This is a genomic window from Corynebacterium tuberculostearicum (genome assembly GCF_022347235.1).
GTDB lineage: Bacteria > Actinomycetota > Actinomycetes > Mycobacteriales > Mycobacteriaceae > Corynebacterium > Corynebacterium tuberculostearicum_F.
The window spans coordinates 14266-38701 of the sequence record NZ_JAKRDX010000011.1 but is presented as its reverse complement, the minus strand read 5'-3'; the positions used below and the strand labels follow the sequence as shown (position 1 = coordinate 38701).

Sequence of the window (24436 nt, the reverse complement as noted above, 5' to 3'; positions counted from 1 at the left end):
GGCGCGGCTGTGCGGAGCGCCTAAACCGGGGTGCGCACAAAGCTGACTAAGGTTGTTCCGGATAGTGACTTCCTCCGCCCACCAAGGAGCGCACCTGGCATTATGTCTTTTACCCGCCCTGAGTATTTGAGCTCTATCGATGCAGAATCCTGGCCCAATGTGGCTACGGTTCCCGCACCTCGTTGGCCTGGAATGAAAGCCCGCCGGGCAGAGGCTGAATTTGCCAAGGCCTGCGATGATGCCGGTCTAGAACTGGACCTCGAAGCCGAAGATGGACCAGATCTCAAGGTGGGGCATGATGCCTTGTTTGAGCGCATTGCCGCTAGCGGTTGGTTGGGATTTGCGGAAAGCTACATGGCAGGAGAGTGGACCGTCACTTCCTCCTCGCAGCTGGTAAAGGTGCTCGGCCGCCTATTGGGAGCAGGCTACCTCCCCAAGTCCAAAATGCTTGGTGCTGGTAAGTCGGAGCCAGGGGAGCTGCCACTGGAATTGGTTCGGCTCTATGCCGGCGATGGATTAAGCCATGTAGGTGGGATTTTTTCCAGTGGCGTACCGACCACCATTAGGGAAACGGTGGAAAGCTATAGCCCCAAGGCCGGCCGCAAGGAGCCGAAGAGCCACTTCGTCGATGTCACGACGCTGAGTGAGCCCACGAGTGTGGACAGGGATGACCTGGGAGATGCGCAGCGCCGCGCAGCGGATTGGCTGCTTGACGGCACCCGCACCGGCGCCGGAACCCACCTGTTGGTGTACCCGGCTGCCGGAATGCAGCCAGCGATGCGGGCGACTAAGCGACGCGCTACGGTGGACGTTTTGACCAGTGATGTGGACCAAATGAGCCACATGCGCGAGGCCCTCGTACTAGAGGGGGCAGACGATTCCATCCATGTCGAGCGCATTCCCGGTGTCGTCCCGAACCCTAAGCAATGGCACGGGCACTATGACGCAATCGTCACTGTAGAAAAGGTAGAACAACTCAGCGCCAGCGAGCGCAAAGAATATATCCGCGCAGTCGATCGGTTTTTGACGCCTAATGGGCGGGCGGGAATCCAGTCCATCGTGGCGACCGAGTCGATGACGGAGGCCGGTAAGGCCTCGCTTCAGGCCTTGCGAGCCTATGTGTGGCCGGGGTTGGACTATCCGCGCACCACGGAGATGCACCAGCTAGTGGATAAGAACTCTAACCTGCGCATCGTGTCCGAAACACACGTAGGCACCCATTACTTGGAATCCCTGCGTCAGCAGCGATCCTTTTTTGACGGGCACCTGCGAGAAGCAGCGGCCGCTGGGTTCGACCCAGTCTTCCGTCGCTTATGGACCTTCCAATTTGCCCTCCGTGAGGCCCTTATGACGCTCGGGATGATTGACTCGGTGCAATTTGGGTTGGCTCACCGCAACCGCGGGGGCCGGCGTTAGGCGGCCGGCCGTAAGGCGGGCGGCCCTTAGGCCGGCGGCAGCTCGTCGAAGTTCTTCATCAGATCCGCACTGGGCACAAAGAAGTTGGTGCCAGTAAGCGCGGTGGAGAAGTCCAAGATACGGTCGTAGTTTCCCTCCGGCTTGCCAATGAACATATTGCGCAGGCGTTCCATGACGTTTTCGGGGTCCTTGGCATAGCCGATGAAGTAAGTGCCCATCTCACCCGCGGCGAAAGAGCCGAAGACCATGTTCTCACGGTAAATATCTTCCTCGAGGTCATTGAGGGCTACGTGAGAGTTAGTGGGCTTGGTATCGTCATCCAACTCGATATCGTCGGCCTTGGTGCGGCCGATGACCTTTTCTTGCTCCTCGGTGCTCAGCTCGTTCCACTTGGCCAGGTCGTGGATATATTTCTGGACGGTGACGTAGGAGCCACGAGGGTAGTCGGCGTCATCGCCAAGCAGCACGGTATCCAAAGCCTCTTCGGCGAGGGGATTGGCGGTGCCATCCACAAAGCCTAGTAAATCGCGCTGGTCCAAGTACTTAAAGCCGTGCGTCTCATCGATAACCCTGACGGCATCGCCCAGCTGATCCAGTACCTGGCGGGCCATCTCATGGCACAGGTCATAGGTATTCGCACGGAAGTGGAGAAGAATATCGCCTGGCGTGGCCGGGGCCTTATGCGCGGCATCGATTGCCTCAAATTCCTTCAGGCGTTCCGGCATAGGTGCGCTGGTCAAACGTGGCCACATGGAGGCACCAATGCCGACTACGGTATAAAGTTCGCCTTCGTTATAGCGAAAGTTGACGGACTTAAACAGTCCGGCAAACCCCGTGAGCATATCGCGGGTGGCTTGCTCGCCGCCGTCCTTGATTTCAAGGACGAGGAAGAGAGCTGCGCGGGAAGGCTTATCTACTACATGCTGAATCGTCATGATGCCAATTTTACGCACCCTGTGGTAATCAGGCCCGTTCGCCGGCTTGGAATCGCCCCTGATAGAGGCCATCTTGGTCGTTATATGAGCTAGTGTGCGTATTGGTCGAAGACTAACCGATAGCCGGGTGAGAAGATGTGGACAAGGATACGAAAGAGCAGAAGAAAAAGCACCGCGCGGATCTTCGTATTATTTGCGCGGAACGACGATTCATATGATGAGTCTTTTGCAGGCGTTGCACTGACGCGCGCCCAAGAAAAAGCCATGGGGCAATGCGTAGACCGCTCGGGGGTAACCTGTTGGACTGAAGAGGCACACCTGCGTGGGTGGAAAGGTCCACTGGATGTAGAACACCATCCGGAAGTGGTTTATATCGTATTTAGCGGTGGACACGCGCAGGGATCGGATCCGTCGAACGCTGAATTCGATCCAGAGCTTAAGGCCGCATGTGCTACGAGAGGCCTAGCCGAGAAAGAAGTCATCCGCCGTATGAGAAATGACGAGAGCCCAATTGTCGTGAAGGAATGGCACATCTGGGAAGCTTCATTCGGGCGCGTGTTGTCAGGAGCGAACGACAGAAGCGAGGTGCAGGTATCGATCTATGGAGTCAGGAGCTAAAAGGGGGAATGCCACCCCTGGTTAAAATGACATAATGTACATTATCGGACAAATACTGATATCGGGAGGGTCATCGTTCGTCGCCACCATAAGCGCCCGAGTGCTTACACATCTTCCCGGCCCATCTATTGGTTTCCGGTTCAGCTCCCTTAACCCTCCACGCGATGTTACGACGCTTTGCTTGGCGACGCCCCGCGGTCTCTGTCGCGCCCTCCGCCGACCGCCAGACTCAGGCGCAGGTATGGATTCCGGCTGTAGCTCATTGGGGCTCGGTTTTACTACAGCGGGCCCCATCTATCTTTCGGGACTTCTTCATTCAGGGGGTCAACCGTTGGTGGCGGTGTTTCGTTCGGTGACCGAAAAACCTGATATTGGGCGAAAATACGCCCTACTGGCGGTGCCAACTACACCACTATATAACGTCACACTGACGTTATTCGGGGAACTCTACCCACGCCGTGAAGGCCTCAACTAGGAATTACGGTAAGCGCTCCACAGCTGCCACATAGTCAACAGCGCCAAAAGAACCGAGATGGCCACAATGACCCACATCTGTTGAACGGCTACGAAAATGGTAAAGCCGATGACGACGACGAGGCGCAGCCACATAAACGGGATAATCTGACGGGAATTCACTGGCTTGACCATCGCTAGTTTTTCTCAAAGGAAATGCGGAGATTTACCTCGCCCTTTTCCTCGACTTTCGCGGCGAGCATCTCCGGGGTCTCCACGCCATAATCAAGGCGATCAACTGGCACGGTGCCGCCGATGACGATCTGATCGCCATCGCGAAGAACGTCGAAGTCTTGGGAAATCTCGTGCGTTTCATCCTTGATAGTCAGATCTCCGGTGAGCTTGACTGTGCCAATGGTGCCGTCATCCGGGACGTCGGCAAGCGAGGCTGGCTCGGTGAGCTCAAAGGATGCCTCTGGGAAAAGCTGGGTCTCAAAGAGCTTGGACTTCATGTTCTGATCGCGGACCTTCTTGTCCGTGGTCAGCTCGTCCATATCAACAGTGACCGCGGCGGTTTTCAGGGTGGAATCAGAAATATCCGCCTGGCCGGTGACCTCCGTGGTTGAACCCGATGTGGTGGTCTTTTCCGCAGGTAGAACCTCATTAAAGGTAAAACCAACCGAGGTATGGTTATTGGCGCGTCCCTTGGCTACCTCCCAGGTGCCATCGAGCTCCGTTGATGCGGCCTTTGCGCCGTCGGCGGAAACTGGTTCGGTCTTTACTCCGGCGCCCTTGAGGAGCGAATACACCATCGGGCCAATGGCCACGGCGGTGAGCAACACAATCAGCACCACAAAGATGGTGATGACGAGCTTGCGGTTATAAAAAAGCTTTTTCATCTGCTATCGAAGTCCTTCTAGGCGTCGCGCCAGGGCAACAAGCTCTTCGCACAAACCGGCAAGCTCCTGCGCACTAGCGCCTTCCTCCGCGGCGGTATTGATATCTTCTGCGGAACAACGTAGTTCAAAAAGTCCGTCGCGCAAACTCTCTGCCTTTTCTGGAGTAAGGATCACGGCATTGGCGGGAATCCCCGTGCCACTGACGTTATTTCGCTGCTCATAAGCGCGCTGCTTGCAGGAGGCGCTGCAAAACTTCCGTGGCCGTCCCCTACCGCCTTGGTCAATGTCCTTCCCACACCATTGGCAGGAACCGACGTTGCGTTCACGACTAGCTGTACGGATCACCCGATACACTTTAGTCCATTTTGGGCGGGCTGGGAACAAAGACGCGTGGGTGTTCGTTATAATTAGTAGCTCTTAGGCGAAGTTTTGCTTCGCACTCAATCAGGGATCTCTTTGAAAAGGATGATGTTGCATGGCAGATCGCGTACTCCGTGGCAGCCGTATGGGCGCAGTCAGCTACGAAACCGACCGCGACCACGACCTCGCACCGCGCCAGATGGTGAAGTACCGCACCGAAGACGGCGAGATTTATGAGGTGCCTTTCGCGGATGATGCTGAAATCCCTGAAGAATGGATGTGCAAGAACGGCAAGCTGGGCCACCTAGTAGAAGGTGAAGGCGTTGAGTCTAAGCCCGCTAAGCCACCACGCACCCACTGGGATATGCTGCGTGAGCGCCGCTCCATCGAGGAGCTCGATGAGCTGCTTGAAGAGCGCATTAACCACCTGCGCTCCCGCCGCCGTTCCGCAGCTCGCCTCTTGAAGGAACAGCAGGAGCAGCAGCAAAATAACTCTTAAAGTTCTGCGGCAGCAAAAAGGCCCGTACCTCCCTAGTCTGACTAAGGGACGGTACGGGCCTTATGCGTTGCGGTGGCGCCTACTTCTTCAGCTGCGCAATCTGGTGCTTTGCCAGATGGCCAATCTCGCTGGCGAAGTCAGAAACCCAGCCGGCGCCCTTACGGGCCTGAACGCCTAGGTCATGAATGGAGCCGTCCTTGACTTCACGGTTGACCAACTTGGACACCGCGCCGCCAAAGTCCTGCAGCTGCTCAGCGCGATGAGCAACGCCCCACTTGGTGACCTCGAGCAAAGAATCCTTCACGAAGGAACCATCCAGCTTGGACTCGCCATATTCGCGCTCGGTGAAGGTAATGGGAACTTCGCGAACGTCAAAGCCAGCCTTGACGGCACGGAAGGCCAAATCGACCTGGAAGATGTAGCCGGCCTTGGACAGCTCATCAAAGTCGATGGACTCGAGCAGCTCGCGGCGGAACGCACGGTAGCCGGCGGTCATATCGGACAGCCCAGCGCCCAGCGCTACGGAGATGTAAATATTGCCCAAGCGGGAGAGGTACTCACGAGAAGCCGGCCAGTTGACGGTCTCGCCACCCGGAATGTAGCGGGAGCCGATAACTAGGTCCGCGCCCTTGTCCACCTCTTCCAACAACAGGTGAAGCTGTTCCGGCGCATGGGAGCCGTCTGCATCCATCTCACACAGCACCTGGTAGTCGCGCTCCAATCCCCACTCAAAGCCGGCGATATAAGCGCCTAGCAGACCGCCCTTGCCCTCGCGGTGAAGAACGTGGATGTGGTCATCCTGTGCTGCGAACTCATCGGCCTTGTCACCAGTTCCATCGGGAGAGTTATCGTCCACGATGAGGATATGGACCTCTGGGACGGCCTCACGGACGCGTCCAGTAATGAGAGGAAGATTTTCGATCTCGTTATAGGTCGGGATGATGACCAAGGTCGAGGATTCAAGCGTGCTCACAGTGTTTATGCTCCTACGTATGTATCTGTGCCGGAGCGGCGCGGGGTGCGTCGCAGGCGGTTTGTGCGCAAAGCTACCAGTGCGCAGACTGTTCCAATAATAACCATGAGCCATTGCAGGGGCGAACCAAACCTCACGGAAAAGGTCTCTCCGCTACGCAAGGGCAACTGCTCTACTAACGCGTCCGGCGTGAAAATCTCCGTGGACTGGCTAACGTGGCCATCTGGGTGAACAATGGCGGATACTCCAGAGGTCGCCGCCACCACCACGGCTCGGTCCGTCTCCATGGCGCGCAATCGGCTCATGGCCAATTGTTGGTAGGTCATATCGGAATAGCCAAAGGTGGCGTTATTGGTGGGAGTAGTCAGTAGTTGTGCACCATTTTTCACCGACTCCCTAAAGGCGTTATCGAAGGAGACCTCGTAGCACGTTGCCACGCCTACCGGCACTCCCGCCATGGAGACAACGCCTGGGCCGTCGCCGGGTTTGAAGTCACCGGCTAGATTCACATAGTCAGAAAATTTGGCAAAGAAGTCCCGCATGGGCATGGTTTCACCGAAGGGCTGCAGGTACTTCTTATAGTGGTGGTCTCCTACCGTATGCCCGGGAGCAAAGACCTGCATTGTGTTGCGGGCTCCCACCTCATCCCGCGTAGCGGTGCCAACCAAAACAGGTGCGTCTATCGCATCGACGGCGCCACTGATCGCCGAGGCTGCCTTGCCGTCACGGAATGGGTTGATATCAGAGGAGTTTTCGGGCCAGATGACTAGGTCAATGTCCTTGTCGCGTGCGGCCAGCTTCTTTGTCTCAGCCACGTGGTTGTTAAGGACCGCTTGGCGTTGCCCGGCAAAGTCTAGGCCCATGCGTGGTACGTTTCCTTGGATAGCGGCAACCTTTGCTTCCCCGACAGTGGAATCGTCTCGGTTGATTCCCAGACCTGCCACCGTTGCGCTTGCAAGGGGAAGGATAGCTGCTAAGAATGCGGCGCTTTTGGCTTTCCATCCGCGTTGAATCAGCAGTGCAGCGAGACCGCAACCGCACAGAACCGTGGCTGCGGTAATGAGCGAGGTTCCACCCCACGGAGCCAGGTTGGCTAGCGGTCCGTCGATTTGTCCCCAAGCCAATTTCACCCAAGAAAAACCGCCGAAAGGTACCGAAGAACGCAACACCTCCACCGCGAGGTAGAAGAACGGGAAGGCAATAAAACCGTATTTCCACCGCGCTACTGCCGCGCCGCCAATGCCCAGTAGAATCGCGTATACCGAAAGCCATATAGCCAAAGCGATGTATGGCCCACTGCCCACTAATTCGCCGATCCATGGCAGCGTCAGCAGGTACAGCACGAGCGAATGCGCGACTGCAAGAAGCGCGCCCACACGGGCGGTAACGTGCCTAGTTCCCCACGGCAGCAAGCTCGCGTACAGCAAGCCCACGCCCACAATGGCAGCCCACCACCAGCCACGGGGCTCTATGGCGGCATATGTGAGCAGACCGGAAAGGCCCGCCACTACGAGGCGGGCAAGAGTTAGCACCACTAGCTCTTTCCGCCCTTGGACTCGCCACCGGAGGGTCCGAAGTCATCTGGATCCAGGTTCTCGCTCCAACGGCGGATCTCTTCCTCATCCAACACTTCATGCGGGCCAGCATCCTGCATGCTGGGGTGCCCACTTTGTGTTGCTTGGCCACGACCAAAGGAGCCAAAGTCGCCATAAGAGTCGTGCTGCTGTGCCATTGGGGTGGCCTCGTAGATCTTAACGCCCATGTTTTCGATCTTGCGGTACAAGGAGGCCGCTAGCACCGTGCGCAAGACGGCGCGGGTCGGCGAGAAGATAAAGAGGGCTCCGAGGATCGTCGTCAAGAAGCCCGGCAAAGAAAGCAACATGCCGCCTACCAAGGTAAGGCCCACATTGCTGGCGGTCTTGCCCACATTGCCGGCGTGAACGACGTATGTACCGTCCCCTGTGCGTTCGACCTGCTTTCCCATCAAGCGGCGCACTTCAAGGCCAGCGATGGACATTCCGAAGAACATGGTGACAAAGAGTGCGATAAGCGCCCAGCCAACGCCGATCCATTTTGAGACGGCCCAAAAAGTCAGGGTCTCTGCGACCATGTAGAGAGCAAAATACATAAACGGCATGGCCTCAGTCTAACGAGGCAGACTGATAAAGTGCTGGCAACACTCATGCGCGAGGCTGCAGCCGCGGCAGGTTAAACTAGTGCGCATGTTTACTCCTGCGCTTTTTGAAGACCCCCAGTACGGCACGTGCATCCGCATCCACGTTGCCGGCGGCAGCACCCATGCCCAGGATTGGGTCACTTTGGCGCAGTGCGCCAGTGCTGTTGCGGATGGGTATGTCTACATCGACCGGTTCTCCGCAATCGAGTTGCGCGGTATTAAGGATGCGGAGGCGCTCAATCAGCAGCTCCAGGAGTTGCGATTGCGCGCCACGGCGATGCCGGTGCTGGCTTCGCCTTTGTCGGCGGAGGCCAAGCACACGGCCCAGGACATCGCGGCTGAGCTGGAAGCGGCGGAAGGCGGTCCCGGGATTGCCGTCATTGCCCACGACGACGTACCGACCGGCGCAGCAGCAGTCAGCCTTAGCATCGACGGGGACGGTGCCCTGCGCCTTGAGCGTTCCCCGCTTGGCGACGCCCCCTCGGCCCCACTGACTCCACAGGCTGCTGCCCACCACTATGAGGAGGCCCTCCAAGGCACCGAATCCCTAGAGCATGATGCCTCCGCCCTGGCAGAACCAGGCCCTATTGGCTGGTTAGATGATCATTTGCCTGCGGGCGTTGTAGATCTGGGGGCGGGCGTGCACCGCGGCGCCATCCCTGCTGAGTTTGCGCAGCTCATCGGCCAGTTAGAGGTTGACATCACCGTCACCCCGTGGGGCGGATTAGTCTTTCACAATATTGCCGAGGGCGACGCCGAAGTGGTACTGCGCGTACTCGCCCCGCGCGGTTTTATCTTCGATATCAACTCTCCCCTGCTGCGCGCAGAGTAGAAAGAGCGCAAGGTTTAGCGCGGCATGTGCCGCCAGATTGGGCGCGGTACAAGCCGCATGACCCACGCGAGGCACTGGAGGGCGCGAGGAATCCACACGGTGCGCGAACGCGGCTTACCGCGCCGTGCATCTCGGGCAATGCAGCCGACAACTGCCTCAGCCACATCTGCCGGACGCACGGAAAGCGGCGCCGGCTTCATTCCTTCGGTCATGCTGCCGATGACAAAGCCAGGGCGTGCGGTAATAAGGCCTACCTGGCTGCCGTGCAGCTTGTCCGCCAGCCCCTGACAGAAGGCATCAAGACCGGCCTTGGTAGACCCGTACACGTAGTTTGCCCGGCGGGCCCGCCAGCCTGCTATCGAGGAAAAGGCGACGATATGGCCGCGGTGCATACGCTGGGAAACGAGTGTAAGCAGTGAAATCTGCGCGGCATAATCGATTGTGGCGATGTCGACCGCGTGGGAAGCATCGCGTTCCGCCCGCTGCTGATCGCCCAAGATGCCAAAGGCGACGACAGCAAGCTCAAGGGGGCCTGCCAGCTCTATGGCACGCTCAACCACACCGGTGTGGGACGGAAAATCTGCGGCGTCGAAATCAAGCAGATGGACGCTGCGCGCACCCGCCGCCCGGAGCCGGCCTTCCACGCCTTCCATACCGTGGGTGCCACGAGCGGCGAGCACAATGTCTTGGCCTGGGGCTACTCTCCTAGCGATTTCTCCGCCGATATCGCTACGGCCACCCAGAATTAGTACGCCAGCCATTAACGGACGTCACGCGGAGCTTGGTTGAGGGACTCGTAGCCATCGTTGGTCAGCACCACGATGTCTTCCAAGCGCATGCCCCACTTGCCTTCCAAGTAAATACCCGGCTCAATGGAAAAGGCCATGCCCTCTTCCAAGGCGAGATCGTTGCCTTCCATGATGAAAGGCTCCTCGTGCGTGGACAGGCCGATGCCATGTCCGGTGCGGTGGACAAAGTAGTCGCCCCAACCGGCTGCCGAGATCGCCTGGCGGGTGATGGCATCGATGTCTGCGGCGGTGCTGCCGGGGTGGGCTGCGGCGCGGGCGGCAGCTTGGGCGTCGGCAAGCACGGCATAGGCATCCTGGAAATCCTGCGGGGCCGTGGAAATATCCCCGCCCACTACGTAGGTGCGGGTGCAATCGGAGTGGTAGCCGGAAGGCAGAGTGCCTCCGATATCGACGACCACCGGCTCACCTTCAGCCAACACGCGATCCGAAAAGCTATGGTGCGGGTTGGCGCCATTCGGGCCCGATCCGACGATGACGAAATCGATAACAGAGTGCTCCTGCAGGATGAGCTTTTCCAGTTCGTGGGCCACCTCGGCTTCGGTGCGGCCGGCCTGCAAAAGCTGTGGAACTTGCGCGTGGACTGCGTCGATGGCATGGCCAGCCTTGCGCAGCTCAGCAATCTCAGCCTCATCCTTGCGGGTAAAGAGTTCGGCCAGCGCGTAAGTGGCCAGTTCATAGCTGGCGTGTGGAAGCAGCGCTTGGAAACGCAGCACGTGGTCTGCAGTCAGCGACTGTCCCAGCGCTACCTTGCCTAGTCCGTCGCCTGCGCCACGCAGTGCAAACTCATAAGGATTTTCTCCGTCATTCCAGCCACGCAACTCTACATCCAGCTCACCTACTGGAGCAGCCTTGATATCGGTGATATCGGTATTGGGCGCGGCGATCCATGCATTGCCCTGCTGCGGCACAACCAAGACCGTCAAACGTTCGTGGGAAGAGACCCAGGAGCCGGTGAGGTAGGCAAAGTCTGGCCCCGTGCCAATGAGGAGCAGATCGATGCCCTTGTCTGCAGCCGCCTTTTGGGCGGCGTGCAGACGCTGGGCGTAGACATCAGCGGAAAAAGTCTGAGTATCAGTCATGCCCCAGAGTCTACTCGTCCGCGCCGCGGATATTAGGCGCCAATGGCTACGACACCGCGCTGAATCGCGTCGATGGCTCGGCGGGCGTTGCGTTGAATCTCGCCGTCGTACCCCGTTTTAGCCACTTGTTGCAGCAGGTCGATGACTTGGCGGCACCAACGGACAAAATCACCCGGGGTGAGTTCGGCCCCGGCTTCATTGGCCGCAGCCATGCAGTAGCCCAAGGGCGCCCCGGCCGCCCATTGGTGTACAGCCAAAGCGAATCCGGCCTCTGGTTCACGGGTGGGCGGCAGCCGGTGGCGCTGCTCATCAGCGGTAAGTTCGGTGTACACGCGCCACGTGGCATTCATAGCGTCAGCCATGCGCTCGGTGGCAGCTTCCGGTTGCCCACTGGTGGCCTTGCGGTTTTCGAAACAGCACAGGGAGGCAACGCCGGCAAGCTCTGCGGGATCGAGTTCATCCCAAATTCCGCGCTTGAGGCATTGGGCAACGAGCAAATCGGATTCGCTGTGAATTTTGGCAAGGCGTTCGCCTTCTTCGGTGATGACCGGCGTGCGGTCCGCGCCAGCCCCGGTGAACTCGACGTAGTCCATCTCAGCGAGGAGATCCACGATGCGTTCGAAGGTGCGGCCCAATGTATCCGTAGCCTTATTGACCTTGGATTGCAGCTTGTCCCGATCGCGCTCGCGCCGTGCAAGCTTTTGTGCCAGGCCCGCCAGCTGTTCGCGGTCAGTAGCCGGCCAATCGTGAGCTGGATGACCACGCAGTGCGTCGCGCAACTGCCCCACTCGCTTATTAGGCCGGGCGCGGGTGTGCGACTTCATGCGCTTAGGACGGTCAAAGTGTTCGCGGTGCAAGACATCCTGCACATATCGGGTATTGCGGCGCGGATTCTTGCGCACCGGCTTGGGGATCTTGATGCTACCGACTTGGATCGGTGGGTTATTGATTCCGGCTGCATCGATACGTCCCGACCACCCGGACTCAGTGGTAATCCACGGGCGGGGATCCGCGGTTTGGTTAGCGGGAGTAACAACCGCGGCGAGAATTGGACGCTTCTTGCCGGGCATGGCAATAACATCGCCCAGCTGCAGGCGTCCCAGTACCGCAATCACCTCTTGGTTGCGCTGGTTGGCACTATCGATTTTTGATTGCTTTTCTTCCGCTGTGAGCTCGCGGCGCAGGCGGACATAGTCCATGAGAACCTCGGCGGGATCTTCCCCGTCTTTAGCAGGTGGTGCAAGCGACGCCACGGCATCATCGAGCTGGTTGCGCAGTTCTCGCACGCGATGCTCGGCGCGTTCAATCTCGCGAGTTTCCTCCACGACGGAGCCATCGGCCTGGAACTGTGCGAAGGACTTTTCCAAAAGGCGGAGAGATTCCTCGAAACCAAGCATTCCCAGCAAATTGATCGCCATATTGTAACCCGGTGCAAAAGTGGAAATGAGAGGATACGTACGGGTAGAAGCAAGGCCAGCTACTTGACGCGGATCCATGGCGGGTGCCCATTGCACAACTGCATTGCCCAATGTATCGATGCCACGGCGTCCTGCCCGGCCAGTCAGCTGCGTGTACTGGCCTGGGGTGAGATCGACGTGCGCCTCACCATTGAACTTAATGAGCTTTTCTAGCACCACGGTGCGCGCCGGCATATTGATGCCGAGAGCAAGGGTTTCGGTTGCGAACACGGCGCGGACGAGCCCGCGTACGAATAGGTCTTCCACGATATGCCGGAAGGCGGGCAGCATACCTGCATGGTGCGCGGCAAAGCCACGGGACAGGGCTTCGCGCCAGCGTTTGAAGTCTAGAACCTGCAGATCTTCTTCAGGGATACCTTCCACACCCGCATCGACAATGTCTTTAATCTGCTGTGCTTCCTCTTGGGAGGTAAGCACCATCCGGCTGCGCAGGCACTGATAGAGAGCGCCATCGCAGCCTGCACGGGAGAAGATGAAGGTGATCGCCGGAAGCATGTCCTGCGATTGCAATACCTTCAATACCTCTGGGCGGCCCAAGGGGCGATAGCGATCCTGCTGCCGGGCGGCGCCGGAGCGTCCCCTTCCCTTACCGTGGAATTCGCTGCGTCCGCCGCCCTTGTGACGGGCGCGGGCGCGAAAACCTTTGCTGGACTTATAGTCCGCGCGACCATCGTCCGTATCGCCGGCTTCGAGGCGCTGGATCCTACGCTCTAGCTCGGCGTTGACCTGGCCGCCAGATTCTGGCTCGAAGAGCGGATAAATCTTGCGCCCCAGCATCATCCATTGGTCGAGCGGAACTGGGCGGTGTTCGGAGACGATGACGGTGGTATCGCCGCGCACGGTAGAAAGCCAATCGCCGAATTCTTCCGAATTGGACACGGTAGCAGATAGGCCAATGATGGAGACATGATCCGCGAGGTTGAGGATGACCTCTTCCCACACTGCGCCGCGGGAGGCATCAGCCAAAAAGTGGATCTCATCCATGACCACGTGGGTCAAGCGATCGAGGGCCGCGGATTCTGCGTAAATCATATTGCGCAGCACCTCTGTGGTCATGACGACGATCTCAGCGTCAGAGTTGATCGATACATCACCGGTGAGCAGGCCTACGGCTTCTTCGCCATGCTCTTCCACCAAGTCGTGGTACTTCTGGTTGCTCAAGGCTTTAATCGGCGTCGTATAAAAGCACTTGGTTCCCCGGCTCAGTGCCAAGGAAACCGCAAATTCACCCACGATGGTTTTGCCGGCGCCAGTCGGCGCGCAGACCAGTACGCCGTGACCGTTTTCCACGGCCTGGCAGCCCTTTACCTGGAACTCATCCAACGGGTATGGCAGGGCTGCGGTAAAAGAATCCAGATGAGTTTCAGTCATGACTCCCCAGGCTACCCGTGCCTAAAGGACATCGTCGAAAAAGCCGCCGCTTGTCGACGGAGCGTTCTTGCCACCGGTGGTCCACGTCTGCTGCGGCTGCTGCTGTGCCTGTTGTACTGGATGTGAAACGGGCTGAGAGGGTCCCGGTGAAGGGCTTACTCTGCTCGGCGCCTCGACAGGAGTTGGCCCTCCAACGGCTTGTGGTGCAGCGCCAAGCGGCGAAGCAGTCTCATCATCGAGATCCATCCACTCGGGGCGTTCGCGCTGCATGCGCTTATCGTGGAGGCGGCAGAACTGGAATGCGATCTCGATGAGCAAGATGAGTGAACCAGCCAGTACCACCATCGAGAAAGGATCCTGGCCTGGGGTGACGAAGGCGGCGAAAATCATCACGACGACAATGATGATGCGACGCTTGTCTTTGACGTGTTCATACTCGAGCACGCCAATAAGGTTCAGGGACACGATAAGCAGTGGGATTTCAAAGCTGATGCCAAAGATGAGCAGCAGGGCCAGGAGAAAGTAGAAATATCGCTCACCGGTCAGGGCCGCTGTTTGGTACTCGGCGCCGATACCCATGAGGAATTCCAAACCCACGGACAAGATGAAATAGGCCAGCACGGCACCGGCAACGAATAGGCCCACCGCGGCGCTGACAAAGCTCAACGTGTAGCGGCGCTCGTTCTTATGGAGACCTGGCACAACGAAGGCCCAGACCTGATACAGCCACACCGGAGAAGACAATACGGTGCCGGCCAAGGCACCTACTTTTAGGCGCAACAGGAGCATTTCAAACGGGCTGGTGGCCAATAGTCGGCACTCGCCGTCCGCACTGAAGGATGCTCGCTTATCGGGGGGCAGCGCACAATACGGCTCTCGTAGAATTTCACCCAACGGAGACAGCCCGAATGGTGCTCGCTGGTACCAAATGAACCCAATGATGGCCCCGACGACAACCGCTAGCACGGAAATAATGATGCGGCGGCGCAGCTCCTGCAGGTGCTCCACCAAGGTCATCTCCCCAGTAGGGTTTTTCTGCTTGCGCGAAAAGCGCAGCTTACCCTTCACGCTCTTGCTTGCCTTCTGGGGAGATAGAGGCTGTGACTGTGACGACATCAGTGTGGCTCTTTCAACGCAAAGAAGCGAACACTTCCCTATCGCACGGATTGCGGGTGCATATCCGCGCGCTGCAGGGGTGTTCGCGCGACGACAGGTTAGGGGCGTTTACTGCTGAGTATTGGTGTTGTTCTGCTGGCCCGGCTGCATGTCTGGTCGGTTCCAGAATTCCTCATCGGACTGCTGCTTCTGGTTCAGCTGCGCCTGAGACTGAGAACGCTGGGCATCCTCGGAATGCATCTCATTGACCTCAGACTTGAAGATGCGCGCGGAACGGCCAATAGAGCGTGCCAATTCCGGCAACTTCTTTGCACCGAAAAGCAAGACGATGGCAAGAACGATCAGGCCGATTTCCATAGGTCCTAGGCTCATGGAGAAACCTCTTTCAACTAGTGCACCAGCATGCCGGAAAGCATCACCGCCAACTTATGTGCCGGCGGGCGGGCGCAGTGAACGGGCAAGTAACTGGCTACTGAGTATAGCCGCTCAACGCGGTGTTTCCTCGCTCCGCAATGAGGTTTACTACGGATTGAGGAGCCACTACCCGCAACCTATCAGCTTGACCAAGGGCAAAGCGAATAAGCCAATCCACTGATCCCATAGGCATCGTTGCAGCTACTTCCCCATTTCCTAAGTCTTCACCCAGCCGCATATCGTAATACTCAGCCAGCCACGTGAATTCTTGGTTAATTGCTAGTTGCACGGTGTCCGCATCGCCCAAATTAAAGGGTGATGCGGCATCAAAGTCGAGATCTTTCAGGTGCGGCTGGGATTTTTCCTCCACGATACGAGCCTTACTAATGCGGTCGATGCGGAAGGTGCGATGCGCTTGCTTTGCTTCCTCCCAAGCGGCCAAGTAAGGCTCGGAATCGACGATGAAAATGCGGGCTGGGTCCACCACCCTCTCGGATTCAGCATTTGAGGAAGCACTCCAGTAACGCAGCCGTACCCGCTTTCTTTCATTGACGGCTTGGGTCAAAAGCGCCTGGATATCCGTCTCTTCAGGGGCTGGAGTAGACAGCGACTCATAGATGGCGACTGTCTTTTCATCCATGATGCCGCGCAGCTTAGCGGCTGCGGATTCGACAGCGTGGGCGTCGATTAGCCCGGGCATCGCCTGCAAGGACTCCAAGGTAAGGAGCAAAGCACCGGCTTCCGTCGGGGTAAGTCGCAGCGCTTGGCTCAAGCCCTGATCGTTGTGAATGGTTACCCCATCGCGATAACTGAAGGTGAGATCAATGAGATCCTCGGTATTGCGCCCAGTGCCGGAACAAAAGAGCCGATCGAGGGCTTCTTTCAATTCGCCAGGATCCATACCCAAATCTTTGGCCGCTTCCATGGGCGTCTTGTCGGGGTGATTTTTGAAGTATGGAATCAGGTTTAAAGAGCGCACGAGCGCCTGAAGCTTTAGTGATCCGTCAGCCATGACTAGCCTTCCTCCTGCGATTGTGACGCCATGCGCAAAAGGGAGATGACCTCTTGGCGGACCCCGGCTGGTTCGAGCACCTGTACCTCTGGGGCATAGCCGGCCGCGGTCCGCACGAGCCAGTCCTTTTCTACCTTCTGCAGCAGCACCGTGCCATCGGGTTGTGGCTTTCCGGCATCTAAAAGCTCTCGCGCCTGCCCCTCTGGGATGACCAGGCGGGCGTCGATCTTTTCCCCTCGTTGCAGTGCGCGCTCTACTAGCACCTGCAGGTCTTCAGTTGGATTGGGGTGCTCCGCGGGATCGTGCGAGCGTTTGATGTCAGAGACGCGGAGGGCGCGAAAGACGCGCGGTTCGTTGCGGTCCACATCGAATCCCACGATGTAGATGCGACTGTCCCGGTTGACCACTCCCCACGGGTCCATGACACGGCGTACCGGCTCAGTAGCCGGATTAGCACGGTAGGAAAACGTAATGCGCAGCTGATTGCGCACCGCAGCGAGCACCGCGGTGATGATTTCTGGGGCGAGTCGCGTGATGTCATTGACCGCCGTGTAAACCGGTGCGCCTGCGAGGTTGCGGGAGGCGCCGCTGGCGGCAATCTTGGTCCAACCGGACAAGGAGAAATCGCTCAGGCCTCCAGTTGTGCCTACTCCCCCAGCGATGCCCAAAACCATGGCCTCTTCTGGGGAAAATTCTACCGGCGGTAGCTGATAATTACTCGCGTCGAGGCGATAGCGCGCCCCGTCTTCGCCGCCTGAGTGCACAATGGGCACCCCGGCGCGCTGGAGGGTTGCGATATCTCGTGCCAGAGATTTGGCGAAGGCTTCATCTGACTTATCGCCGTATCCTGCTACATGACGGCGAATCCAGGAGGCGGTGCGGTCCGGGCTACCGCCGGAGTTTGCGGCGCCCTGTAGCGCGAAAGAGAGGTTGGTAAGTCTTTCTACCGCCTCATCATGCCGTTTCGGCGCGGGGTTGTGTGCTGCCACGTGTTGTGTTGTCTCCCTGGTGCTGCTCGTATGCTTCTAGCTGTGGTGTAGACGCATATAGTCTAGCAACGCCTCGACCCGATCATCGTTGGCCACGAAGGGGTCTAGGAGCTCTTCGGTGCGTGGCTCAGGCCGGTTGACCTTGAGGCGCGTCCAGTCAACGGTGACGTTGGCCCCGAGGCTGCGCGCAGCGGCAAGGAACTGGCCGCGCAGCGCAGCACGGGTGGTGGCAGGCGCTGTGTCCATGGCTCGTTCGATTTCGGAGTCTGTGATCCAGCGTTCGATAAGGCCCTTGTGCAGCAAGACATGGTAGAGCCCGCGGCTCGGCCGGATATCGTGGTAGGTCATATCAATCTGGGCGAGCTTGGGGTGGTCCCAGTGACCGCCCAGCCGTGCGCGGTAGCGCTCGAGCAGTCCCAATTTAATGACCCAGTCGATTTCTCGGTCCACGCCGGAGAAGTCTTGAGTCTCAATGGCGTGCAGCGTGCGCTGCCAGAGGTCAACCACGCGCCGCATTTCTGCCGTGGGGGTTCCGGCGTCTTCGCGTTCTTCCAACCATTGGGTTGCGCGCTGGCACAGTTGCTGTTGGACCTCGAACGCGGTGACGGATCCCCCTCCTGCGAGTGGTAGTTCGGTCAACCCCGTCATATCGCGCGCGATGGCGCGAATATGGTGAATGGGCTTGTCGATGTCGAACTCCGGCAACTCAAATCCTGCCTCCAGCATTTCCAAGATGAGCAGCGTCGAGCCAACTTTGAGCGCCATGGTGGGCTCGGACATATTGGAGTCACCCACGATGACGTGCATGCGGCGGAAGCGTTTGGAATCGCCGTGTGGTTCATCCCGGGTATTGATGATGGGGCGCGAGCGGGTGGTGGCAGAAGACACGCCTTCCCAGACCTGGTCTGCCCGCTGCGAGAGCAGGAATTGGGCCGGCTTATCGCCCTTAGCGGGCTGGATCATGCCGGCGCCGCAAATGAGCTGGCGGGTAATAAGGAACGGAAGAAGCGCCAGCCCCAAATCCTTGAGCACCATGTGGCGGCTGATGAGGTAGTTTTCGTGGCAGCCAAAGGAATTTCCGGCTGAATCCACGTTGTTTTTAAACAGGTACACCGCGCGCGGGTGCCCCTCGGCGGCAAAGGCCTGCTCTGCTTGTTCGCCCAGCCGGTTGACTATGGCATCGCCAGCGCATTCATAGGCTAGAAGCTGGCTCAAGCTATCGCACTCGGCGGTGGCTACCTCGGGGTGGGATCCGACGTCGAGGTACAGGCGGCTCGCGTTGGTGGAAAAGATATTAGAGGAAGAATGTTCCTGGACGATGGGCCGGAAAAGCACGCGCGCCACTTCATCGGGGCTCAGGGCGCGTTCTCCTGGGCCCGCGCTGGTGGTTAAGCCATATTCCGTCTCGATGCCCATGATGCGACGGGCGAAGACAGGGTGCTGGTCACTCACCCTTACTGCCCGCCCTTTTGGACATAAGAGCGCACGAATTCCTCGGCGTTGTTTTCTAGCAGCCCATCGATCTCATCGAGCAATTCATCGGTGCCGGTGGTGTTGATGCTCAGCTGCGTAGAGGTAAATTCCTCATCTCCGGTGGAGTCATCGCCGCCATTGCCGCCAGTGACCTGGGACTGGTGAGTAGACATAGGGAGGAAGTCCTTTCTTTGGCTTCTGCCTAATTGCTTGGTTATCAATTACGGTACTCGGGCTGAATCCCGCTGTCAGTGAGTCCCTGGAGGAGATCCTCCACCGTACGTGCGGTGTCGATGATCTCCTCACACTGGGCGCGGGTCAGGCCGGTGGTCTCATCCATCGGAACCGTGGCCCAGGGTGCCGCGGTTGTCTCGCCTGCCCGAACGGTGAGGCTTTGCCAGCTCGCGGCGATGATGTCCTCGCCGAATTTCTGCGTCACTCGGCCGCGGAAATACGCGCGGGTATCCTCCGGAGGGGTGCTGGCGGCGTCTTCAATCTCTGCAGCGCTAAAGAGCTGCCGCATCTGGCCTTTACGCACCAGCGCGTGGTGTAGCGACTTTGCCGGATCGATCTCCGCGTATTGCAGGTCAATGAGCCGCAGCTTAGGGTCTGCCGGATCGATACCGCGGTCGAGGTAGCCCTTAATCAAGCGATACTTCGCCACCCAATCCAACAGGTGCGCGGCCTGCATGGGCTCTTCCGCCAATAGTGCAACTGCCTCGTCCCAAGCCGCGAGAACCTTGTGGTCTGCGTCGGTGCGTGGGGTGACGCGAGCGCGGTATTCGGCGAGGATTTCTAGGGCGGTGAGCTGGCGGGCGTCGGCAAGCTCGAGGCGATGTTGAAGGGAGAGATCGCGGCTGACGCGGGGGACCTCCGCCACGGCATCCTGCAAGCGGAGATCGCTAAAGTCCACACCCTCCTCAATCGCATCGAGCACCAGCGAGGTCATGCCTAGTTTGAGCAGCGTGGAGGTCTGCGACATATTCGCGTCCCCAATGATGACGTGGAGGCGCCCATAGTCCGCGTGCACCGCATGCGGCTCATCGCGGGTATTGATGATGCCGCGATTAAGGGTGGTCTCCAGCGAAATTTCCTGCTCAATATAGTCAGCGCGCTGGGAAATCTGGAATCCCGGCTCCTCGCCAAACTCGCCGATCCCCATGCGCCCGGCGCCGATGACTACCTGGCGGGCCACGAAAAACGGGATAAGGGCCTGCGCCATGGTGTCAAAATCCGTGGCACGGGAGTACTGATAGTTCTCGTGTGAGCCATAAGACGCGCCCTTGCCATCCACGTTGTTCTTGTAGAAACGCAAGGCAGGGCACGGGTCGTGATTGGCGAGCACGGACTTTCCTTGCTCAGTAAGCCCCGCTACGGCCGCTGCTGATTGCAGGAGCGTGGCGTCCCCTGCGGCGTCGTAAAGCGTGGCATCCCAGGCATTGGTGCACTCTGGGGCGGAATATTCTGGGTGCGCGTGGTCCACATAGAAGCGCGCGCCATTGGCCGTGACCACATTGGCCACCCCGATGGCGTTGGGATCCACCACGGGAACTGTCTGGTAGCGCTTGAGATCGAAACCGCGGGAATCGCGCAGCGGGTGCTCCTCGGCAAAGTCCCAGCGCGAGCGCGCCCCAGTGTGCAGCGCGGCATACGCTACCACGGCGTGCGTGGACGAAATGATGGGCGAATACTCCGGCAGCTCCGGGGTGGCAATGCCGTACTCGGTCTCGGTACCTACAACGCGGCTCATGCGCTCCTCCTAGCGGTCAGTAGCTCCGCCCGCTCAACGCGGGCACCTGCATGGTCTTGGGAGATGATCTTGGTCCACTCCTCCGGGTTGGTAGAGGTGGGCACGTACTCGGATTCGGCGCGCTCGGCCGCGATGGCCTGGAGCAAATGCTGCTTGGCGATGCCCCCGTGGCGCCCGCCTATCCCCTGCTCACTGCCCGCACGCTGTTGCAGTTCGTCCTTAATAGCCAGCGTCTTGGCGCGGGAGAGGATATTGGCAATCATCGCGCCGGAGACAAAGTCCCGGTAGTGCAATACCTCGCGCTCGCCGCTGGAAAAGTGCAGCTGCACAAAGGGGCGATCAGCATAAAGCTCGTCCACCGCGGCGCCGATGAGTTCCTCTAGCGTGCCCTGGTGCGGCACGGATTCTGCAAAGTGGCGGGCAAAGATCTCGCGGGCGCCCTCTTTATTCGGGCGGTTGACCCGGATCTTGATATCCAGCCGGCCGGGGCGCATGATGGCGGGATCGATGAGCTCCTCGCGGTTGGTCGCGCCGATGACTATCACATTGGAAAGGCTTTCTACTCCGTCGAGTTCCGTAAGCAGCTGCGGCACCACCGTGGTTTCCATATCCGAGGACACGCCTGAGCCACGGGTGCGGAAGATGGATTCCATCTCATCAAAGAAGATGACCACCGGCCGATCAGCGCTGAGCTGGGCTAGTTCGCGGGCGCGCTCAAAGATGAGGCGAATGCGGCGTTCCGTCTCTCCTACATACTTATTGAGCAACTCTGGGCCCTTGATATTGAGGAAATAGCTCGGCCCATCACTGCCCAACTGTTGCGCCAAGGAATGGGCCACGGCCTTGGCGATGAGCGTCTTACCGCAACCTGGCGGGCCATAGAGGAGGACGCCCTTAGGCGGCTGTAGCTCGTATTGGTGATAGAGGTCCGGATGGATAAACGGCAGTTCCACGGAATCGCGGATCTGGGAAATCTGTTCGTCCAGGCCACCGATGTCCTCGTAGCGCACATCGGGGACCTCCTCAAGGGAGAGCTGGGAGACCTCCGTCTTTTCCACCTTTTCCAGCGCGATGGCAGCCTTGGGATCAACGAGCACAATTTCGCCTGCTGCCACGCGGGCTTCCTCGCGCAGTGCCTGCGATAGCAGCACCACTTTTTCTTCGCCGGAGGAATTTGCCACGATGAGGCGGTGATCTCCTAAGCGCTCTACCACGGTGGCGAGCTCGCCCGTGCGCTCGGGCGCGCACCCTTCCACCACTACGAAGCCATCGCCCAAGCGAACTTGCTGGCCGGCTGCTAGGCTGCCTGGTTCCACGTTGGGCGAGACTTTTAGCTGCATCACACGGCCGTTGGTGTAGACCTCCGCGGTGGTTCCCACCTCGCTGTGGGAAGAAGAATAGCCTAAGAAAACGCCATAGGTCGATGCCGGCTCGGCCAGCGCATTGACCTCCGCAAAGAGCTGTTCCAGCTTCACGCGAGATTCTTTTAATAAGGCCGCCAACTTCTGATTGCGGGCGGCAAGCTGGCTGACCTGCCGCTTATAGTCCGTGGCTTCATCCATGCCCACTACTCTAACGCGGCCCAGTCGGCGAAAGAGGGCAGTTGCGCTTTAAATTTTGGGCGCTGAGGTGAACCTATTTCCAGCTCTACTTGCGGGCGCGGCGCTGCGGGCGCGGCGGAGTGACGCCATCGGCCAGGCGGCGGGTCCAGATAAGGAAGGCGGTATGCGCATTCATGCGGTGCTCCGGGCGGGTAGCCAGGCCTTCCACCTTCCATTCGCGCACCAGAGATTCCCAGGCCTTGGGCTCGGTAAAGCACTTGAGCTCACGGATGCCTTCCATGACCTTCATCAACTGCGGCACCGTTGCCACGTAGGTCATGAAGACACCACCCGGGATGAGAAGATCGCGCACGGTCTCCAAGTGTTCCCAGGGCTCGAGCATATCGAGGATCACGCGGTCGACCGGACCGCCCAAGTCCTCAGCGGTGACATCGCCTAGATCGCCGAGGCGCGGCGACCACCACTCGGGCTGCTCGCCAAAGTATTCCTTGACGTTATCTACCGCATACTCCAGGTGATCATCGCGCACCTCATAGGAATACACATGCCCCTCTGGGCCCACGGCGCGCAGCAGCGACATGGACAGCGCACCCGAACCGGCACCGGCCTCGAGCACGCGCGCACCCATGAAGATATCGCCCTCTACCAAAATCTGCGCCGCATCCTTGGGGTAGATCACCGCGGCACCGCGCGGCATCGACAGCACGTGGTCCACCATCAGGTGGCGGAAAAGCAGGAAGGAGGAGCCAAGCGTGGACTCAATAACCGAGCCCTCGTCCATACCCACGATGTCGTCATGGTTAATGATGCCCTTGTGGGAGTGGAACTGGCCTCCTTCTTCCAAAATGACCGTGTAGTGGCGCCGCTTGGCGTCGGTAAGCTGCACGCGGTCGCCATAAGCAAAGGGGCCGGAATAAGCCATGTCTCAAGACTCCTCGAGGTTGCGGTTACTATCCCACCAAGTATGCCTCAAGTGCCTGCGCGAGCCATACTTGGTCCCGCTCGCCCACCATTTCCCGCGCCGAGTGCATGGACAGCATGGGCACGCCCACATCCACGGTGTCGATGCCCAGACGCGTCGCCGTAATGGGACCAATGGTCGAGCCACAGGGCACATCGTTATTGCCCACAAAGCGCTGTACTGGCACGCCTGCCTTCTCGCACGCTGCTTCCCACAGCGCCACCGTGGTGGCATCGGAGGCATAGCGCTGATTGCCGTTGATCTTGGTCACCGGGCCCTTGCCAACGATCGGATGGTGCGTGGGATCGTGCTTGCCCACGTAGTTTGGGTGCACCGAATGCGCCGCATCGGCCGAGACACAGCTCGAGCGGGAGAACATCTGAAAGCGTTCCTCCTCGTTGACCCCCAGCGCCCGCGCCGTGCGGGTAAGTACATCCGCCAGGATGGGACCGCCCGCACCATAGCGCGAGCTGGAGCCCACCTCTTCATGGTCAAAGGCCATCATGACCAAGATATCCTTGCCCTGATATTCCTCGGCGGCCTTCTTCATCGCTGCCAACGAGGCATGTACGGAAGAAAGGTTATCCATGCGTCCGGCCGCGATGAACTGCTCGCCCGCGCCAAAGACTTCGCCGCGAGCAGCATCGGCCGTAATCAGGTTAAAGGAAGCAATATCCTGCTTGGCGACGCCCACCTTCTCCCCCACTACCTGCAAGATCGATGCCTCTGGGTCACCGACGCTCAGAACCGGCTGCATGTTGTGCTGGCGATCCGGCTTAAACTCATCCTTGCGGTAGAGGTGGATGGCAAGGGACGGAAGGCGCAGTACCGGGCCAGTATTGACCAGGTGTCGTGTGCCATCCTTGGTGACAATCTGCCCGGCCACGGTCAGCTCCCGGTCAAACCAGGTATGCAGTAGCGCGCCACCATAGACCTCTACTGCCACCTGCTGCCAGCCGGCCGCGGAAAAGTCCGGCGTGGGTTTCAGCACCAGGCCCGGCGAATCTGTATGGGACCCCACGATGCGGAAACCAGAATTCTTATCTGCACCCTCTGGCACGTACCATGCTGCTACCGCGCCGCCGCGCACCATGACGTGGCCGCCAGGCGCAGCGGACCACTGCGTTCCCTCATCCTGTACCTCAAAACCCGCCGCGCTCAGCTGGCGGGATACCTCATCGGCAGCGTGGTACGAAGAAGGAGAAGCAGCAATGAAATCTAGGAAATCTGCGGTATAACTCATACCTTCTAGCTTGCCACG

At 59.0% G+C, this 24436-nt stretch carries 23 protein-coding genes; 3 read left to right on the top strand and 20 right to left on the bottom strand.

Translation table 11 applies throughout. The features are described from left to right. Window positions 1-102 precede the first annotated feature (102 nt). On the top strand, window positions 103-1416 hold the full coding sequence (locus MHK09_RS07345) for a class I SAM-dependent methyltransferase (RefSeq protein WP_005324757.1): 1314 nt from the start codon (window positions 103-105) through the stop codon (window positions 1414-1416). A gap of 26 nt (window positions 1417-1442) precedes the next feature. Here the strand turns inward: MHK09_RS07345 and MHK09_RS07340 are convergent, their stop codons facing one another. The 4 genes from MHK09_RS07340 to MHK09_RS07325 form a co-directional block, all read right to left on the bottom strand. Then, complete coding sequence (locus MHK09_RS07340) at window positions 1443-2351, bottom strand: Dyp-type peroxidase (protein ID WP_250413102.1); 909 nt, start codon at window positions 2349-2351, stop codon at window positions 1443-1445. 1089 nt (window positions 2352-3440) lie between these two features. Continuing rightward, the gene (locus tag MHK09_RS07335) at window positions 3441-3617 is read right to left on the bottom strand and encodes a hypothetical protein (protein WP_005324759.1); all 177 of its coding nucleotides are present in this window, start codon (window positions 3615-3617) and stop codon (window positions 3441-3443) included. A 2-nt stretch (window positions 3618-3619) separates the two neighbouring features. Continuing rightward, entirely contained in the window at window positions 3620-4321 is a 702-nt protein-coding gene (locus MHK09_RS07330) for a YceI family protein (RefSeq protein WP_005324760.1), read from the bottom strand. Window positions 4322-4324: 3 nt separating this feature from the next. Continuing rightward, entirely contained in the window at window positions 4325-4666 is a 342-nt protein-coding gene (locus MHK09_RS07325; RefSeq protein WP_034655353.1) for a hypothetical protein, read from the bottom strand. Between the two features lie 130 nt (window positions 4667-4796). Here MHK09_RS07325 and MHK09_RS07320 point away from each other — a divergent pair, with 130 nt between their 5' ends. Then, a complete protein-coding gene (locus MHK09_RS07320) occupies window positions 4797-5180 on the top strand; it encodes an RNA polymerase-binding protein RbpA (RefSeq protein WP_005324763.1) in 384 nt (127 codons plus the stop codon). Between the two features lie 79 nt (window positions 5181-5259). Here the strand turns inward: MHK09_RS07320 and MHK09_RS07315 are convergent, their stop codons facing one another. Genes MHK09_RS07315 through MHK09_RS07305 form a run of 3 tightly spaced genes read right to left on the bottom strand, consistent with a single transcriptional unit; the run spans window position 5260 to window position 8290 of the window. Continuing rightward, on the bottom strand, window positions 5260-6153 hold the full coding sequence (locus tag MHK09_RS07315) for a polyprenol monophosphomannose synthase (RefSeq protein ID WP_005324764.1): 894 nt from the start codon (window positions 6151-6153) through the stop codon (window positions 5260-5262). A gap of 5 nt (window positions 6154-6158) precedes the next feature. Next, window positions 6159-7688, bottom strand: a complete 1530-nt coding sequence (lnt, locus tag MHK09_RS07310) for an apolipoprotein N-acyltransferase (RefSeq protein WP_005329610.1) — start codon at window positions 7686-7688, stop codon at window positions 6159-6161. Next, window positions 7688-8290, bottom strand: coding sequence for an FxsA family protein (locus MHK09_RS07305; protein WP_005324766.1), 603 nt, complete (start codon window positions 8288-8290; stop codon window positions 7688-7690). Before MHK09_RS07305 ends, lnt begins: the two co-directional genes overlap by 1 nt. Before the next feature lie 85 nt (window positions 8291-8375). Here MHK09_RS07305 and MHK09_RS07300 point away from each other — a divergent pair, with 85 nt between their 5' ends. After that, on the top strand, window positions 8376-9161 hold the full coding sequence (locus MHK09_RS07300) for a hypothetical protein (protein WP_005324767.1): 786 nt from the start codon (window positions 8376-8378) through the stop codon (window positions 9159-9161). Between the two features lie 14 nt (window positions 9162-9175). Here the strand turns inward: MHK09_RS07300 and MHK09_RS07295 are convergent, their stop codons facing one another. From MHK09_RS07295 to MHK09_RS07235, 13 genes are all read right to left on the bottom strand, one after another. Beyond that, window positions 9176-9922: an SDR family oxidoreductase gene (locus MHK09_RS07295; protein ID WP_005324768.1), complete on the bottom strand. Its 747-nt coding sequence runs from the start codon at window positions 9920-9922 to the stop codon at window positions 9176-9178. Continuing rightward, on the bottom strand, window positions 9922-11049 hold the full coding sequence (locus MHK09_RS07290; RefSeq protein WP_005324769.1) for a M24 family metallopeptidase: 1128 nt from the start codon (window positions 11047-11049) through the stop codon (window positions 9922-9924). The genes MHK09_RS07295 and MHK09_RS07290 overlap by 1 nt, the downstream gene beginning before the upstream one ends. A 32-nt stretch (window positions 11050-11081) precedes the next feature. Then, window positions 11082-13898, bottom strand: a complete 2817-nt coding sequence (locus tag MHK09_RS07285) for a DEAD/DEAH box helicase (protein ID WP_250413101.1) — start codon at window positions 13896-13898, stop codon at window positions 11082-11084. Window positions 13899-13919: 21 nt separating this feature from the next. Then, the gene (gene tatC / locus MHK09_RS07280; protein WP_005324772.1) at window positions 13920-15014 is read right to left on the bottom strand and encodes a twin-arginine translocase subunit TatC; all 1095 of its coding nucleotides are present in this window, start codon (window positions 15012-15014) and stop codon (window positions 13920-13922) included. A gap of 108 nt (window positions 15015-15122) precedes the next feature. After that, complete coding sequence (gene tatA / locus MHK09_RS07275) at window positions 15123-15386, bottom strand: Sec-independent protein translocase subunit TatA (RefSeq protein ID WP_005324774.1); 264 nt, start codon at window positions 15384-15386, stop codon at window positions 15123-15125. 97 nt (window positions 15387-15483) lie between these two features. Next, complete coding sequence (locus tag MHK09_RS07270; protein WP_150851347.1) at window positions 15484-16440, bottom strand: helix-turn-helix transcriptional regulator; 957 nt, start codon at window positions 16438-16440, stop codon at window positions 15484-15486. 2 nt (window positions 16441-16442) lie between these two features. Next, on the bottom strand, window positions 16443-17429 hold the full coding sequence (locus MHK09_RS07265; protein WP_250413100.1) for a helix-turn-helix transcriptional regulator: 987 nt from the start codon (window positions 17427-17429) through the stop codon (window positions 16443-16445). A gap of 36 nt (window positions 17430-17465) precedes the next feature. After that, complete coding sequence (gene pafA, locus MHK09_RS07260; RefSeq protein WP_250413135.1) at window positions 17466-18845, bottom strand: Pup--protein ligase; 1380 nt, start codon at window positions 18843-18845, stop codon at window positions 17466-17468. A gap of 38 nt (window positions 18846-18883) precedes the next feature. Continuing rightward, on the bottom strand, window positions 18884-19075 hold the full coding sequence (locus MHK09_RS07255) for a ubiquitin-like protein Pup (RefSeq protein ID WP_005329640.1): 192 nt from the start codon (window positions 19073-19075) through the stop codon (window positions 18884-18886). 44 nt (window positions 19076-19119) lie between these two features. Next, the gene (gene dop, locus MHK09_RS07250; protein WP_250413099.1) at window positions 19120-20652 is read right to left on the bottom strand and encodes a depupylase/deamidase Dop; all 1533 of its coding nucleotides are present in this window, start codon (window positions 20650-20652) and stop codon (window positions 19120-19122) included. Further along, window positions 20649-22214, bottom strand: a complete 1566-nt coding sequence (gene arc, locus MHK09_RS07245) for a proteasome ATPase (RefSeq protein WP_250413098.1) — start codon at window positions 22212-22214, stop codon at window positions 20649-20651. Before arc ends, dop begins: the two co-directional genes overlap by 4 nt. A gap of 85 nt (window positions 22215-22299) precedes the next feature. Beyond that, window positions 22300-23136 (bottom strand): tRNA (adenine-N1)-methyltransferase, encoded by an 837-nt coding sequence (locus tag MHK09_RS07240; protein ID WP_005324783.1) that lies wholly within the window; start codon window positions 23134-23136, stop codon window positions 22300-22302. A gap of 28 nt (window positions 23137-23164) precedes the next feature. After that, the gene (locus MHK09_RS07235) at window positions 23165-24418 is read right to left on the bottom strand and encodes a M18 family aminopeptidase (protein ID WP_250413097.1); all 1254 of its coding nucleotides are present in this window, start codon (window positions 24416-24418) and stop codon (window positions 23165-23167) included. Window positions 24419-24436: the final 18 nt, after the last annotated feature.